Source organism: Agrobacterium larrymoorei (genome assembly GCF_013322225.1).
Taxonomy (GTDB): domain Bacteria; phylum Pseudomonadota; class Alphaproteobacteria; order Rhizobiales; family Rhizobiaceae; genus Agrobacterium; species Agrobacterium larrymoorei_A.
This window is the reverse complement of the sequence record NZ_JAAMFB010000003.1, coordinates 23,888-39,994: the sequence shown is the minus strand read 5'-3', so window position 1 is coordinate 39,994 and position 16,107 is coordinate 23,888. Positions and strand designations below refer to the sequence as shown.

Sequence of the window (16,107 nt, the reverse complement as noted above, 5' to 3'; positions counted from 1 at the left end):
GGCTTGGCTTATAAAGCAAGACCCGCCTCATTTTCCGGCATTGGTAGACCACCATACAGACGGCATCCCCATAGAATACTCTGGCAGGTTTTGGGGATGAGCAATGTTTTTCCAGTAAGCGATGTTCATGCCGCTTGCGGTGTAACTTGGAATAACGATCTGATGTGCGAGCAGAACGCGATCAAGCGCGCGTGTGGCGGCGATTTTTTCGTCACGATCCTGTGCAAATATGACTTTACGTATCAGGGCATCGATACCAGCATCGGAAATACCACTGTAATTGCTTGAACCGTCTCGCTTGGCCGCATCAGAACCCCAAAACTCAGCCTGCTCGTTGCCTGGATTAATCGTTTGGACCCAGGCATTATACATCACATCGAAGTCACGAGACCGCCACCGATTGGTAAACTGTGATTCCTCAACAGTACGAACCGGAGCCTCAATTCCTATTTTTTTTAGATTGCTTGAAAACGACAGCGCGACAGGCTCCGTCGATGGGCCACCCAGCATGATTTCGAACGAGAAGGGCTGACCGGTTTTGGTGTTCACCATCCGATTTCCTTTTAGTTCGTAACCGGCCTCTTTGAAGAGCCCAATCGCCTTTCTCAAATTATCTCTCAACTTGGCAGGATCGCCGTTGACGGGATTTTGATAAGGCTCGGTGAAGACACTCGCAGGAACCAAATCCTTTACATCATTCAATATCTCTAACTCTCTCCCAGTCGGCAAACCGGAAGACGCCAGTTCGGTTCTGGAGAAAAAGCTATCGATACGATCATAGGAGCCATAGAAAATGGTGCGCTTCAGCTCCTCGAAATCAAAAGCATAATTTAGTGCTTTTCGAATGCGGATATCAGCAAATTTTTCACGCCTTAGATTGAAAACATAGCCGACCATAACGCCGGTTTTGCGGTACTCGTTTTCAAGTGTTTCCCTGACAATCCTGCCGTCCTTTGCAGCGGGAAAATCATAGGCCGTGGCCCATCGCCTTGCCGAGTTATCCCACCAAAAATCCGAATTGTTCGACTTGAACGCCTGAAACTCGACATCCCGGTCGGCGTAGTAATTGTAAACAATGGTTCCGAAGTTATGCTGCCCGATGTTTACATTCAGGTCTTTACCCCAGTAATCATCTCGCCGCTCATAGCGGATCGATGAGCCTGGAGTAACGGCAGCAACTTTGTAAGGTCCCGAGCCTAACGGGATTTCAAGCGTCGTATTGGAAAGATCGCGAGGTTTGCCGTCGGGGCCGGTCGCTTCCCACCAATGCTTGGGTAAGATGACGAGTTGACCAATAGTCTGTGGCAACTCGCGATTGTTCGGCTCATCGAAGCGAAATGTAACTTCCCGCTCTCCGGTTTTCTCTGCCGCGACCACGTGACGATAATAAAATTCATACTGCGGTGAAGCGGTCTTTGCTTTTTCAAGGCTGAAGATCACATCTTCCGGCGTTACGGGCTTTCCATCTGCCCATTTCGCCTGCTGCCGCAACTTGAACGTGACGGATGAAAAGTCGTCGGGATATTTCAACCCCTCAGCCAACAATCCGTATGAAGAGGAAAGCTCATCATCGGCTGGAGTCATCAACGTATCGTAGATTTGCGCAATGCCCTGAGCCGCTTCGCCTTTAGCAGCGATTGGGTTCAACGTGTCAAAGCTCCCAAACCAAGACATGCGCAATGTCCCGCCCTTCGGCGCATCCGGGTTTACATAATCGAACCGCTCGAAACCATTCGGATGCTTCAGTTCACCGACCGTAGAAATGCCGGTTCGCCATTGACCTTGATCCTGCGCTCCAGCATTGATCGGAGTTAGTAACATTGACGTTGCCGCCAAAGCGATCAAACCGGTTTTCAAGCGTGCCAAGGCCATGGGCTCACATTCCTTTTTCGTTGTTCTTGCCGTGCAGCATAAAACAAACATTGTCAAAATATAGGGGCTGAGACGCGAACCGGGCTCACAAGCGCTTTATCCTCGACACCTGCAAACATGGTTTCACCAAATTCCCGTTCCAGCGTAATATTCCTTTGAAGAATCACCCGGATCGCAGGCGGCGGACGAATGACATTACGGAAAACGGCAACGCGCAGGGCAGCACTTCTGGCGCTCTCGGTGGTTTCGATGATGGGGGCCGATGTGGCTTCCGCTTTCGCGCAGGATCGTCCCGCCAAGGAAGTCTTCGGACATATCGATCTGCCTTCTTCCGGCCCTTCCGCATCCTACGGCTCCTATGCCAAGGGCTGCCAGTCTGGAGCCGTCGCTCTTCCAACGGAAGGCCAGGGCTTTCAGGCCATGCGGCTTTCGCGCAACCGTCGCTGGGGCCAGCCGCAACTGGTATCCTTCATCGAAAATTTTGCACAGGATGCGCAGCGCATCGGCTGGCCGGGGCTTTTGATCGGCGATATTTCCCAGGCGCGTGGCGGGCCGATGTTGAGCGGCCACGCCTCGCACCAGATCGGCCTCGATGTCGATATCTGGTGGCGCAAGATGCCGGACCACGTCATGAGCGCGCAGGAGCGTGAGGATACAGCTTTCATTTCCATGCTGGACAAGAGCAAGTTCCTGACCGTCGATGATCGCAAATGGTCGCCGCTCAATGCGCGCCTGGTGATGATGGCTGCGAGCTACCCGCAGGTGGAGCGCGTGTTCGTCAACCCGGCCATCAAGCAGAAACTTTGCCAGACTTGGAGCGGCGACAGGACCAATCTCGGCAAAATTCGCCCGATCTATGGCCATGACGAGCACTTCCACGTTCGGCTCGAATGCCCTCCGGGCGCTCCCAACTGCAAGCCGCAAGCAGCCGTCGGTGCGGGAGATGGCTGCGACAAGTCACTTGCCTGGTGGTTCACCAAGGAGCCGTGGGCGCCGCCGAAAAAAGACCCTAATGCCAAACCGGCAAAACCACCGCGCCCGATGATGGTCTCCGATCTGCCCAAGGCCTGTGCAGCGGTAGCCTCCGCACCAGCTGCAACGGGCCGTGGCATGGCGGCACAAAACACTTACTCGCCTTTCGTGGCGGCTCCGCAAACATCGGCTCCCGCAAGCACTGGTGGCGGGCCGCTTCCTCCCGCAGATGTGCCACTCCCCTCATCTCGCCCGTCTTTGAACTGAATGGGCCACCCCCGGCTTTTCAAACAGTAAGGATTTGATATAGAAGGCTTCAAATCGATTTAAACGGCATCTCTTTTCCGGTATTCAGGGGTTCAAGGGTTTAGATGGACGGCAAACGCTGTATAGCGCTCATCGCGCATGACCAGAAGAAGGATGACATGGCGGAATTCGCCCGCCAGCATCAGGACGCTCTTGCCAGATTTCGCATCGTCGCTACAGGCACGACCGGCGGGCGTGTACAGGAAGCCTGTCCGGGGCTAGACGTCATACGCCTGAAAAGCGGTCCTCTTGGTGGCGACCAGCAGATCGGCGCCATGATCGCCACCGGCGATGTCGATATGTTGATCTTCTTTGTCGATCCTCTCTCTGCCTTGCCGCATGATGTGGACGTCAAAGCCTTGACACGCCTTGCAACCGTCTACGACATTCCCATGGCGCTCAATCGCGCGACGGCGGAGCAATTGACCGATTTTCATTCGACGCAGAAAGCCATCGGCTGAAATCGCAGTCGAGATCCAGAAATCAGCGGCCATTCAGGAGCAGCAATGCCCAATCAGAACGACCAGTTTTCTTTCCCGATTCTTATTGGAGACATCGGCGGCACCAATGCACGGTTTTGCATTCTGCTGGATGCCGCTTCCGAGCCTGTCCATCTTACCTCCGTCAAGACGGCGGATTATCCAACGATCGATGATGCGATCCAGAGCGTCATCCTTGAGAAGACAGGCATACAGCCAATTTCGACGATCCTCGCCGTCGCCGGTCCCATCGAAACGGACGAAATTCCGCTGACCAATTGCCACTGGGTAGTAAAACCCAAAGAGATGCTTGCAAGACTCGGCTTGAAAGACGTTGTCGTCATCAACGATTTCGAGGCCCAGGCACTGGCAATCACGTCGCTAGGTGACGATAACCGCGAGCTTATCGGCCCGGACAGACCGGATATGATGGCTTCCCGCGTCGTTCTTGGTCCCGGCACCGGCCTGGGCGTTGCAGGCCTCGTTTATGCGCGCAATGCCTGGTTTCCCGTACCGGGTGAAGGTGGGCATATCGATGTCGGCCCTCGCAGTGCGCGAGATTATCAGGTCTTTCCGCATCTCGAAACAATCGAGGGCCGCATTGCCGGTGAGCAGATTCTTTGCGGACGCGGACTTGTTAACCTTTACCGCGCCGTTTGCGCAGCCGATGGCGTGACATCTGCCTTTTCCGATCCCGCAGATATCACCGCCACCGGCCTGTCGGGAGAGAATGCTCAAGCCAAGGAAACGCTCTCACTGTTCAGCACCTATCTCGGTCGCGTGGCAGGGGATCTGGCACTGATCTTCATGGCGCGTGGCGGCGTTTATCTGGCAGGCGGCATATCGCAGAAAATCATTCCTGCGCTGAAGCTGCCGGAGTTCCGTGCCGCATTTGAAGACAAGGCACCGCACAGTGCGCTGATGCGCACCATCCCGACCCATGTCGTTACCCATCCGCAGGCGGCCCTTGCCGGTCTTTCGACCTATGCAAGAAGGCCTTCCGACTTCGGCGTGACACTGGATGGACGGCGCTGGCAGGCATGAGCAGAACTAGAGGCTGGTCAAAACCGGCCCGAATGTCTATAGACGCCGCTTGAAAAGGCGGCTTTGCCGCAAAAACCGCACAAGGTGGATGAGCGTTTGAAGACCGCCAAGACACGGCACCCCGTGGATAACGAAACCATGATCGAAGTGCTCAAGCGCGTGTTCGCAGAAAACGCGCGAGACCACATCAAGGGTTATTCCTTTGCCATTTTCTGCTTGTTGATGGTCGCCGGAACGACCGCCTTCACCGCCTGGATCATGGATTCGGTCATCAACGAGGCCTTCGTCAACCGGCGGGCAGATATCGTCTGGGTGATCTGCGCATCGATTTTTGCCGCATTCGTCATACGCGGTTTTGCGACCTACGGGCAGTCGGTGGCCCTTTCCAAAATTGGCAACAACATTGTTGCTCGGTACCAGAAGCGGATCTATTCGCATCTGATGACGCTGTCTGTCGGCTATCTCAGCGAGTCGCGCTCCGCGCATCTTGCCGCTCAGGTCAGCCAGAACATCGGCGGCATCCGCGATGTCATGAACATGACGGTGACCTCCGTCACCCGTGACCTGTTGACCTTCATCGCTCTGGTGGGCGTGATGATCGTCAAGGACCCGCTGCTTTCACTCATCATCGTGGTCATCGTGCCGCCGCTGGTTCTGGGGCTTCGCTATATTTCCAAGCGCCTGCGTCAGGCGACCCGCGACGCCGTCATTCTCAACAGCCGCGTGCTGGGCGCAATGCAGGAGACCTTGCAGGGCATCGCCATCGTCAAAGCCTTTACGATGGAAAAGCAACTGGAACAACGCGTCGAGAAAGTCATCAACTCCGCCGAAGGGCGCGCCAACCGCATCGCCCGGCTGACAGAAAGAACCGCTCCGCTGACGGAAACCATTGCCGGTGTCGCGGTTTCCAGTGTGCTGGCTTATGCCGCCTATCGCGCCATTTACGACAATGTGCCGCCGGGCGCCTTCTTCGCCTTCGTCACCGCTCTTCTTCTCGCCTATGACCCGGCGCGCCGCCTTGCCCGCCTGCAGGTTTCCATGGAGCGCGCCGTCGTCAACGCGCGCATGATCTATGAAATACTGGACATGAAGCCTTTGCAGCGCGAAAAGCGAGACGCCTCTGCCCTGAATGTTTCCAATGCAACCGTTGAGTTGCGCAATGTGGAGTTTGCCTACGCAGAAAGCGACAAAATCCTCAAGGGCGTCAGTTTCGTGGCGGAAGGTGGCAAGACGACCGCCCTGGTCGGCCCTTCCGGTGCCGGGAAGTCGACCATCATCAATCTTATCCCACGCTTTTACGACCCTACGGCCGGCGCGATACTGATCGATGGCCAGAACATTGCCGATGTCACCATCCGCTCCGTTCGACACAATCTGGCCTATGTGTCTCAACAGCCGTATCTTTTCGAAGGCAGCATCCGCGACAACATTCGTTATGGACGCCCTGACGCGAAAGATGCCGAAATCGAAGAGGCGGCAAAGCTTGCCTTCGCGCATGACTTCATTCTGGCGCAGCCGCAGGGTTATGAAACGCCGGTCGGTGAAAACGGCATGACGCTTTCCGGCGGCCAGCGCCAGCGCCTTTCGATTGCACGCGCTCTGGTTCGGAACGCACCCATCCTTCTGCTCGATGAAGCAACCTCGGCGCTGGATACCGAATCCGAAGCGGTGGTACAGAAGGCGCTGGACACCGCCATGATGGGACGTACCGTCATCGTCATCGCCCACCGCCTTTCGACCGTCGTCAAGGCTGACAAGATTGTCGTGATGAATGAGGGTCTTGTGGTGGAAGAAGGCACGCATGAGACCCTTGCACGGCAGGAAGATGGTCTTTACGCTCGCCTCAATAATCTTCAGGCGACCGGCGTTCGCGGTCTATAAATTTCGCAGGTGAGATGAATGAGCAGCAATGACATGAAACTGGTGGTGGTCGGCGCTGCGGGCCGCATGGGTCAAACATTGATCAGGCTCATTCATGAAACGCCCGGCGTTCAGCTTCATGCCGCAATCGAACGCGAAGGGTCTCCCTTCATCGGTCGCGACGCGGGTGAAATTGCAGGGCTTGGACCAAACGGCGTCGCGATTACCAGCGATGCGCTGGAAGCCTTCGTCAACGCGGAGGGCGTCATCGATTTCACATCGCCCGCTGGCAGTATTGAATTCGCCGGTCTCGCCGCGCAGGCCCGCATCGTCCACGTCATCGGCACCACTGGTTGCTCGGTTGACGATGAGGAAAAGTTCCAAGCCGCCTCCCGCCATGCACGCGTGGTGAAGTCCGGCAATATGAGCCTCGGCGTCAACCTTCTCAGCGTCTTGACGAAGCAGGCGGCAAAGGCGCTTGGGCCGCAGAACTGGGATATCGAGATCCTGGAAATGCATCATAAACACAAGGTCGATGCGCCGTCCGGCACCGCCCTGCTTCTGGGCGAAGCTGCAGCGCAGGGTCGTGGCGTGGCGCTGGCAGAGGCGTCTGTTCGTGTCCGTGACGGACATACCGGCGCGCGCGAGGCTGGCACCATCGGTTTCGCAACGCTGCGCGGCGGTTCGGTCGTTGGCGATCATTCGGTGATCTTTGCCGGTGAAGGCGAACAGATCACCTTTTCGCACCATGCGGCGGACCGTTCGATCTTCGGGCGCGGCGCAATTGCTGCCGCCCTCTGGGCCTTCGACAAGAAGCCCGGTTTCTATTCCATGCTGGACGTTCTCGGTCTGGCAGATACGCAGTAACAACTCTGGAGAGATTTTGAAATGAGCGGAACCCTCGTCCTCGTTCGTCACGGCCAAAGTGACTGGAACCTCAAGAACCTCTTCACCGGCTGGCGCGACCCAGACCTTACCGATCTCGGCGTTGAGGAAGCCAATGCGGGTGGCAAGGCACTTGCCGATTATGGCATCAAGTTCGACGTCGCCTATACCTCGTCACTGATCCGCGCACAGCGCACCTGCCAGATGGTGCTCGACAATGTCGGCCAGCCGGATCTCGAGACCATCCGGGACGAGGCCCTGAACGAGCGCGATTACGGCGATCTTTCCGGCCTCAACAAGGACGACGCCCGCGAAAAATGGGGCGAAGAACAGGTTCACATCTGGCGCCGTTCCTATGACATTCCACCTCCGGGCGGCGAGAGCCTGCGCGACACAGGCGCACGCGTCTGGCCTTACTACCTAACGGAAATCCTGCCGCGCGTGCTGCGTGGTGAAAAGGTTCTGGTGGCCGCACATGGAAATTCGCTGCGTTCGCTGGTGATGGTTCTCGATAAGCTGAGCAGGGAGGAAATCCTCAAGCTCAACCTCGCGACCGGCGTTCCCATGGTTTACAAGCTGAACGCGGATTCGACCGTGGCCTCCAAGGAAGTCCTTGGCGACATGTCCGCCGCGCACTGATCAAGACAAAGAGCCTTCGAACGTGACGACGCGTTCGAAGGCTGACCTTTTGCGGCACCTCCGCTGCCTTCTCCGGTATAGATCGTTTCCATGAAATTCAGCATAGAGCAGGCGGAAGAATTCGTTTCTTCCATCTTCGAGAAAAACGGCGTTCTGCCGGAAATCGCCCGCTCCGTGGCGCGGGCGCTAGTGGCAGCGGAAGCCTGCGGACAGAGCGGACACGGCTTTCGTCGCATCCCGGTCTATGTGGCGCAACTTCATGTGGGGAAAATCAATGGCGCGGCCAAGCCTGCCTGCACAAAGGTACGCCCCGCCGTTCTCGCCATCGACGCCAATCATGGATATGCTTATCCGGCTATCGATCTTGCGGTCGACGCGCTTATCCCCCTTGCCCGCGAACAGGGCATAGCGCTGGCCGCCATCGGTCGCTCGCATCATGCAGGCGTCATGGCGCTGACGGTGGAGCGCTTCGCCGAGCAGGGCCTCGTCGCCTTCATGGTCGCAAACGCCCCGGCCTCCATGGCCCCCTGGGGCGGTATCAAGCCACTTTACGGAACCAACCCGATTGCGTTTGCGGCACCCATCGACGGTGCCGATCCGCTGGTGATCGATCTTGCCTTGTCGAAAGTCGCGCGCGGCAAGATCATGGCGGCGCGCCAGAAGGGTGTCGCCATCCCGGCAGATTGGGCGCTCGATGTAAACGGTCGACCGACGACTGACGCTAACGAAGCGATCAACGGCACCATGGTTCCGGCAGGAGATGCCAAGGGCGCGGCACTGTCGCTGATGGTGGAGATCATGGCGGCGGGACTGACTGGCAGCAACTTCGGCTTTCAGGCGTCATCCCTTCTGGATGATACCGGCACGGCCCCATCGCTCGGCCACACCATCATCGCCATTGACCCGACGATTACCGGCGACAATGTCTTCGCTCAGCGTCTGGCACTGATGGCGAGCGAGATCGAAGGACAGGAAAACGCCCGCCTTCCGGGGAGACGGAGTCAGGGTATTCGAAAGCAGGCAATTGAGAACGGCATTGTTATCGAAGACGATATTTTGGGGCAGATACGGGCGCTTTAGAAAATCTCGCGATTTTCGCGCCAATATACTGGTTTCGATTTTCAATCGGTAGGCAACTTCACCCTCCCTCATCCCTGTGCTTGTCACAGGAATGAGGGCGGAGATGTGTGGCCTACCGTTGTCAGCCGCTGATCTTAGCCTCCAGCAAATCCGCCAGCGCCCTGCCGGACACCTCAAGCGCGCCACTATTATCGATGGTCGTCACATCGAAGTCGCCGCAGACCTCCAACGAGCTGCGCTGGAGCCGCCTTAGAATTTCGTCCCGGCTTTCACGCCCCCGGCTTTCCAGCCGCGCGGCCAGAATTTCCGGGCGGGCGACGATGTTGATAACCTTGAGCGACGGAAAGGCCGTCTTGAAGTGGGCCAGCGCCCAACGCGAGCCGTTTGCTATCACAACGTCGCCGCGGCCGAGGTTCCGATTGACGGTGGCCGGGATGCCGTATTTCAGGCCATGCGCTTCCCATGAAACGCTGAAGTCCCCGGCCTTCAGGCGGCGGTCGAATTCTTCGTCAGTCACGCCATCATGGCTTTCACCACCAGCATCGCTGCTGCGGGTGATGACGCGGCGGACGAAGTGGATACGGTCATGGTGGGAAAGGCGCGCTGCGGCAAAATCCATCAGCGTGTCCTTTCCGACACCACTCGGCCCCACCACCACGACCATTACGCCATGGCTGGCTGAAGGGGATCGCAGGCTTTGAGGGGCAGTGTCGCTCATGCCACGCGCTTGCCCTGACGCCAGACGCCGCGCACAACGGGAACACCCTCTTCACGATGCACGCGCACGAGATCGGCGCGAAGGCCGGTTTCGATGCGGCCACGATCATCGAGGCTGACGGTACGGGCTGGTGTCGCAGTCACCATCGAAAGCGCCTTGGGCAGCGTAATGCCCTCCACCTGATCCGCCAGCAGGAAGGGTGCATAAAGCAGGCTGAACGGCACGTAGTCCGAAGACAGAACGTCGAGAACACCGAGTTCGGCAAGATCACGCGCGGCGATATTGCCGGAGTGGGACTTGCCGCGCACGATATTCGGCGCGCCCATCAAAACGCTCATGCCTGCACCATGCGACGCTTTGGCCGCTTCGACGCTAGTCGGAAATTCCGCCAGTTTGACGCCATGGCCGATGGCCTCGTCCACATGGGCTTCCGTCGCATCATCGTGGCTGGCAACCGTGATGCCGCGCTCTGCCGAGCGGGCGGAAAGATAGTCGCGATGCTTGGCGGAATATTTCTGCGAAGCGCCGACGCGGCGGTCCACGAAGGCCTTAAAGGCTTCGTCGCTCAAGCCCCGCTTCTTCTGATAGAACATGATGTACTGGTCCATCGTCTGAAACTGACGCTGGCCCGGAGAGTGGTCCATCAGCGAAATCAGGCGCACCTGTGGGTCGTTTTCGAAGTCCTCGAAATGCTCAAGCACATCGGCAGAGGCGACCTCGCAGCGCAGGTGCAGAAGGTGATCGGCGCGAAGACGGCCTTCGGCTTGCGCCTTTTCAATGGCGTCCGCCATGCCGCGCATCTCGCCCTTCTGAAAACCGCCATCCTCATCGGAACCAAGACGGAGGCAATCGAATACGGTGGTGATGCCCGACGACGCCACCTGCGCATCGTGGGCCTGAATGGCGGCGGTTTTATCCCATGTCACTCCGGGGCGTGGCGAGTAATGCTGCTCCAGATGATCGGTGTGGAGTTCAACGAGACCTGGGATCAGATAATCGCCGTCGAAATCATCACCGGTGCGCGATGCACCTTCGCTGATATCGGCAATCACGCCGTCACGGATGAGTACCGAGCCGTGGATGATGTCGTCTTCAAGAACGACACGCGCGTTAGAGATAACATGGTCCGTCATGCGTGTGCTTCTTTCGTGTCAGATGCTGCGGCGAGCGGCAGCCATGTATGAACGGTAAAGGGTTCGCCTCGAGCTTTCTCAACGAAAAGGGCGAGGCCTGAAATGGTGAGCGGACGCCGGGTGAAAGCGGAAAACTCGTCTGCCAGCACATCTGCAATACGGGGCTGATCAGTTTCTTCAACCGGCCCGGTCAGCGTCATATGGAAACGAAAATCGTCCATCACATGCGGGTAGCCCCATAGCGACAAGTTCTGGCGCTGGCTCTCCGTCAGGTTCTGCGGTTGGCGACGGGCGATATCGCTCTCGGACAGCGGCGCACGGAACGGCTCAAAATATTCGACGATATCGGCGGCGAAATCCTGGAGCGGCTGGTGAGTGCTGTCCGGCACTATGGCGAAGAACGGTCCAAGGGAGCCGACGACCGCGTTGGGTATGTCGAAAGTCTGCCGCGTCTTTGCAAACTCCTCAAGTGCTGCAACGAGACCCGCCTCACTATGATGATGCGACAATTCGAACGGCGCCTTCAGCGTGGCGTGAAAGCCGTAACGGCGTGGCTCAGCGGTGATCTCAGCGTAATTCTCATGATCATCATGGCGGGCATCGTAAAAAGCGTTGCGCCCCAGCCATCGCGATGCCTTTTCAGTCAAGGGATCGTTTTCGGCGGGCGTAAAATAGATGGCGTAGCGCACTGGTCGCACTTTCGAATGTCATGGAAACCGTAAGGGCGGCATTTGAGGCGAGTCGTTCCCGTCCCGCAAGATCAGAAGTGCGGGGTAGCCCTTTTCCGTGACAGAATGATGATGGCACGGGCGAAAATCCCGCGCCATCCTGCTTATTTAGTGATGGGTCTTGCCGATGAGGCGCGAGCGGATGGCGTTCGACATATTATCGAACAGGAAGACCACGAAGAGGATGAGTAGCACCATATATGCGACCTTGTCCCAGTCCTGATTGGTGCCCATGGCTTCCAGCAGTTTGAGACCGATACCGCCAGCGCCGACCGCACCGATGATGGTGGCGGAGCGCGTGTTGCTTTCCCAGAAATAGAGCGACTGTGATACGAAGACCGGAAGCACCTGCGGAATGACGCCGTAGCGGTTGACGTTGGCTGCCGATGCACCCACGGATTTCACGCCTTCGCGCTGCTTGTCATCCACGTTCTCCAGCGCTTCGGCATAGACCTTGCCCAATGCGCCAGTGTCCGTGAAGAAGATCGCGGCGATGCCTGGGATCGGTCCCGGGCCGAAGCTGCGGGTGAAGAACAGCGCCCAAATCAGCATATCGATGGAGCGCAGGAAGTCGAAGGCGCGCTTCATGCCCCAGTTTGCCACCCGGCTGCGGGTGATGTTGCGCGCTGCGATGAAGGCCAAGGGAAATGCCAGCAGAGTTCCAAGCAGCGTACCGACGAAGGCCATGACCAGCGTCTGCAACAGCTTGGAGAGGATATCCGCGTGTTGCCAGACCTTGTTGTTCAGGAAGTCTTGGCTCATGGCGGACAGGTTGGATTGAGCGGGATCGAGCCGTTCGCCCCACAGCGCAAGGGCTGCCAGATCGCCGTAGCTTTTGCCCCAGAATTTCGAATCCGTATCGAACAGAAAGTTCGCCCAGCCTAGGAAGCGGCGCTGCACATAGACCTGACTGGTGCGGATTTCCGCCTGACCGGCAAAGCCGTATTCGACGATAACCTTGTTGCCGTCCTGCCGAATCTCGGCGGGCGCACCTGCGGGAGCAGTCGCTGCATCGTCGTTGACCGTAACCGGATAGGAAATGCCGTCTACATAAACATCGACCTGCGCCGGGGTGACGTCGAGGCGGTTGGCAGTGTCGCCGTAAATGACGCTATAGCCGCCATCCGGCAGAGGTTGCAGCCAGTCGATATTCGCACCGGCCGGATACTGGCCGCGGCTCGACCATTGCGGCTCCACCTTGCCATCGGCAAAGCGAAGACGCGGTTGGGCGCGCCAGGAATACCAGTCCTGAATATAGCTCGAGGCGCGGTCCCAGCGACCCTGCATGAAGGCCGGGCCTACATTGAAGGCGAAGAAGCAGATGACGAGATAGGCCAAAACGGCACCGATCCCAAGCAGCAACCCGTAGCGCTGGAAGAAGCTACGCTGAAAGACTTGCGGGTATTGAGCCAGGAGACGTTCGCGATCCGCGCCATTGACGATAAAGCTGGAGGACATTACGCGGCTCCTCTGCCGAATTCGAAGGACTGCTGGCCGATCAGCCTGCGGCGCAGCCAGCCGGAAAACTGGTCCACGGCGATGATGGTGATGAGAAGCAGGATGATGATTGCATAGGTCTTTGCCGCGTGATCGCGCCCGATGGACAGGCGGAAAACCTCACCAATGCCACCGCCGCCCACCGCACCGATGATGGTCGAGGCGCGAACGTTGATCTCGGCACGCAGCAGGGCGTAGGACACGAAGTTCGGCAGAACCTGCGGCACGATGGCGAAGCGCACACGCTCCAGCCAGTTGGCACCCGAGGCGCGCAAGCCTTCGTCCGGCTTCATATCTGCGTTCTCCACCACTTCGAAGAACAGTTTTCCAAGCGCGCCCACCGTATGAATGGTGATCGCAACGATGGCCGCAATCGGTCCTAGCGAGAGGATGGCGGTGAGAAGCCCGGCCACTACGATTTCCGGAAAAGCGCGCATCAACTCCATGGCGCGGCGCACCACAAAACGCACGGCGCCTGCGCCAACCAGATTGGTGGAGGCGAAGAAGCAGAGAGCAAAGGCAAAGGCCGTGCCGATCAGCGTCGAGACCAGCGCGATGTTGAGCGTGATGATCAGCTGGTAGAAGAAATTCGCGATATAGACATTATCGGTCACATAGACCCGGTCAGCAACATAATTGTATTTCAGCGAGCCATCCGCATAGGGCGACGGCAGGTCGAACATGGCGCGAACGATTTCCAGCGGGCTGTCCGGCATGAAGGTCTTCATGAAATCGAAGAAATACGGCAGGCGTTCGAAGAACTTGCCGGAATTGGCGCTGTTGGCATAGTTCAGCGAGGCGAAGAGAACGGCCAGAAAAACGACGATGGAGATGCCCGTATAGATGCGACGGGTCATCAATTGCTGCCGGTAGTGACGCATCATCGTTTGCGAGGCTTCGCTCAAACCGCTTTGCTTTGGTGCCGTTGTCGTGCTGGCCATACTGCCCTCATTCCTTGCTCATAAAAACGGCGGCGTCATCATGACACCGCCGTCCCGTCGATAGTGCTGCCGATCAGCCGCCGATAACGGACTTACGGGCGTCGACGATGGTCTGGTAGAAGGATGCGTCTACCTTGATGTAATCCTTGTTCTGGCCCTGGGTGAAGCCCTGGAAGCAGGCCAGATCCTTCTTCGGCAGTTCGAGGAAGAAGTCTTCGACCTTCTGTTTCATGGCATCGCCAACCTTGTTGGCAACCATCAGCGGACCGTTCGGGATCAGTGGCGACTTCCAGACTTCGACGATATCATCCATGTCGAGATTGCCCTTGGCGACCATCTGGTGGAGGTTGCCGCCGGTATAGCCATCTTCCCACTTGCCAACGCCGGAGCCGAAGGTGGTGCCGACATCGAACTTCTTGTCGAGAACGGCGAGAACGAGGTTCTCGTGGCCGCCGCCGAAACCGGTTTCGGAGAAGTATTCCTTCACAGGCGCGCCGATTTCCTTTGGCAGGGCAACGTTCGGAACGAGGTAGCCGGAGGTCGAGTCAGGGTCTGCGAAGCCGATCTTCTTGCCCTTGGCGTCTGCCAGCGTCTTGATGCCAGAATCCTTGCGGGCAACCATGATGGAGTAGTAGCCGCTCGAACCATCGGAGCCGGTATAGGTCAGGATCGGGTCTACGGCCTTGGGGTCCTGAAGAGCGATCTTGGCGTAGGACGACGCGCCCATCGAAGCGATATCGATGGTGCCGCCGAGCAGACCCTGAATGACGCCGTTATAGTCTGGCGACGGGAAAATCTGCACTTCGGATACGCCGGTCGCAGCCTTCAGACCATCGGCAACGCACTGCGCGTTGCGCAGCTGGTCGGAAGCGTTTTCAGAACCATCGAGGCCGATACGCAGAACCTTGACGTCCTGAGCGAGTGCGGATGTTGCAAGCACGCCAAGGGCGACTGCCGAAAGAAGAACTTTCTTCAACATGGATTTCTCTCCTGTTTTTCCGGCAAGCCGGAGTTTTTGCTGTCTGAAACGGGTCCCCTTGACGCGGGCGGATCGATACTGTGCGGTCTTTACAGCCCGGCCATGCTGAGTGGCTGTGGAGCATGCGGTTCAGAACCGGCAGATTGTTGCGAAGGGCGGTGGGATAGCCGCGCGCCTTCGATATTGATGCTGGTCGAGGTCATCGTCTCGTCGATGCCCGCGCCCTGCTGATCGGTCCCATAGATTTCCTTGACCGCACTTGCGGTCAACTCGGCGGGCGTACCATCGAAAACAACGCGACCTGCTGCCATGCCGATGATGCGTTCGCAGTAATTGCGCGCCGTATCGAGCGTATGGAGATTGGTGACGACGGTGATGCCTTCGCGCTCGTTGATGTCGCGAAGCGCGTCCATGACGATCTTGGCATTTAGCGGATCGAGCGAGGCAATCGGCTCGTCGGCCAGAAGCATGCGCGGAGACTGCATCAGCGCGCGGGCGATGGCGACACGCTGCTGCTGCCCACCGGACAGAGTGCCGGCGGGCTGCATGGCGACATGCTCGATGCCGAGGCGCTCCAGAGCGGAAATCGCCATAAGGCGCTCTTCGGTCGAGAAAATACCGAGCAGGCTCAGCACCGTGGAGCGATGATTGAGGCGACCAAGCATGACGTTGGTCAGCACATCGAGACGCGGCACGAGGTTGAACTGCTGGAAGATCATGGCGCAATCGCGCTGCCAGTTGCGCAACGCCGCCCCGCGCAGGGAAGATACCTCCAGATCACCGAAATGGATGGAGCCGGACGATGGGTCGGCGAGACGATTGATCATCCGCAGGAGCGTGGATTTTCCAGCACCTGAACGGCCGATCACGCCAACCATCTGCCCTTGCAGGATCTCGACAGTCACGGAATCGACGGCGGTGTGATTGCCGAAGCGACGTGTGACTTGTTTGAGGTGAAAACTCATATGCCAGAC

The 16,107-nt window shown here is 57.9% G+C and carries 15 protein-coding genes; 7 read left to right on the top strand and 8 right to left on the bottom strand.

Annotated features, from left to right (window positions below):
• Positions 1–27: 27 nt before the first annotated feature.
• Positions 28–1,872 carry an extracellular solute-binding protein gene (locus G6L28_RS00600; RefSeq protein WP_174061843.1) on the bottom strand — a complete coding sequence of 615 codons (1,845 nt, stop codon included), beginning with the start codon at positions 1,870–1,872 and terminating at the stop codon, positions 28–30.
• Positions 1,873–2,061: 189 nt separating this feature from the next.
• On the opposite strand from G6L28_RS00600, the gene mepA reads away from it, so the two are divergent.
• The 7 genes from mepA (at position 2,062) to G6L28_RS00565 (ending at position 9,137) form a co-directional block, all read left to right on the top strand.
• Positions 2,062–3,111, top strand: coding sequence for a penicillin-insensitive murein endopeptidase (mepA, locus tag G6L28_RS00595; protein WP_174061842.1), 1,050 nt, complete (start codon positions 2,062–2,064; stop codon positions 3,109–3,111).
• A gap of 104 nt (positions 3,112–3,215) precedes the next feature.
• Positions 3,216–3,611, top strand: a complete 396-nt coding sequence (locus G6L28_RS00590; RefSeq protein WP_174061841.1) for a methylglyoxal synthase — start codon at positions 3,216–3,218, stop codon at positions 3,609–3,611.
• A gap of 45 nt (positions 3,612–3,656) precedes the next feature.
• Complete coding sequence (locus G6L28_RS00585; protein ID WP_174061840.1) at positions 3,657–4,673, top strand: glucokinase; 1,017 nt, start codon at positions 3,657–3,659, stop codon at positions 4,671–4,673.
• Positions 4,674–4,811: 138 nt separating this feature from the next.
• The gene (locus G6L28_RS00580; protein ID WP_174062018.1) at positions 4,812–6,554 is read left to right on the top strand and encodes an ABC transporter ATP-binding protein; all 1,743 of its coding nucleotides are present in this window, start codon (positions 4,812–4,814) and stop codon (positions 6,552–6,554) included.
• Positions 6,555–6,572: 18 nt separating this feature from the next.
• Positions 6,573–7,400 (top strand): 4-hydroxy-tetrahydrodipicolinate reductase, encoded by an 828-nt coding sequence (gene dapB, locus G6L28_RS00575; protein WP_174061839.1) that lies wholly within the window; start codon positions 6,573–6,575, stop codon positions 7,398–7,400.
• Positions 7,401–7,421: 21 nt separating this feature from the next.
• A complete protein-coding gene (locus G6L28_RS00570; RefSeq protein ID WP_174061838.1) occupies positions 7,422–8,057 on the top strand; it encodes a 2,3-bisphosphoglycerate-dependent phosphoglycerate mutase in 636 nt (211 codons plus the stop codon).
• A 90-nt stretch (positions 8,058–8,147) separates the two neighbouring features.
• A complete protein-coding gene (locus G6L28_RS00565; RefSeq protein ID WP_174061837.1) occupies positions 8,148–9,137 on the top strand; it encodes an Ldh family oxidoreductase in 990 nt (329 codons plus the stop codon).
• Between the two features lie 121 nt (positions 9,138–9,258).
• Here the strand turns inward: G6L28_RS00565 and phnN are convergent, their stop codons facing one another.
• The 7 genes from phnN to phnC form a co-directional block, all read right to left on the bottom strand.
• Positions 9,259–9,855, bottom strand: a complete 597-nt coding sequence (phnN, locus tag G6L28_RS00560; RefSeq protein WP_174061836.1) for a phosphonate metabolism protein/1,5-bisphosphokinase (PRPP-forming) PhnN — start codon at positions 9,853–9,855, stop codon at positions 9,259–9,261.
• Entirely contained in the window at positions 9,852–10,988 is a 1,137-nt protein-coding gene (locus tag G6L28_RS00555) for an alpha-D-ribose 1-methylphosphonate 5-triphosphate diphosphatase (RefSeq protein WP_174061835.1), read from the bottom strand. The genes phnN and G6L28_RS00555 overlap by 4 nt, the downstream gene beginning before the upstream one ends.
• The gene (locus G6L28_RS00550) at positions 10,985–11,686 is read right to left on the bottom strand and encodes a DUF1045 domain-containing protein (RefSeq protein ID WP_174061834.1); all 702 of its coding nucleotides are present in this window, start codon (positions 11,684–11,686) and stop codon (positions 10,985–10,987) included. Before G6L28_RS00550 ends, G6L28_RS00555 begins: the two co-directional genes overlap by 4 nt.
• Positions 11,687–11,824: 138 nt before the next feature.
• The gene (gene phnE / locus G6L28_RS00545) at positions 11,825–13,174 is read right to left on the bottom strand and encodes a phosphonate ABC transporter, permease protein PhnE (protein WP_174061833.1); all 1,350 of its coding nucleotides are present in this window, start codon (positions 13,172–13,174) and stop codon (positions 11,825–11,827) included.
• Positions 13,174–14,094, bottom strand: coding sequence for a phosphonate ABC transporter, permease protein PhnE (gene phnE, locus G6L28_RS00540; protein ID WP_425292642.1), 921 nt, complete (start codon positions 14,092–14,094; stop codon positions 13,174–13,176). Before phnE (G6L28_RS00540) ends, phnE (G6L28_RS00545) begins: the two co-directional genes overlap by 1 nt.
• Positions 14,095–14,227: 133 nt before the next feature.
• A complete protein-coding gene (phnD, locus tag G6L28_RS00535; RefSeq protein ID WP_174061831.1) occupies positions 14,228–15,133 on the bottom strand; it encodes a phosphonate ABC transporter substrate-binding protein in 906 nt (301 codons plus the stop codon).
• Between the two features lie 89 nt (positions 15,134–15,222).
• The gene (phnC, locus tag G6L28_RS00530; protein ID WP_174061830.1) at positions 15,223–16,098 is read right to left on the bottom strand and encodes a phosphonate ABC transporter ATP-binding protein; all 876 of its coding nucleotides are present in this window, start codon (positions 16,096–16,098) and stop codon (positions 15,223–15,225) included.
• Positions 16,099–16,107: the final 9 nt, after the last annotated feature.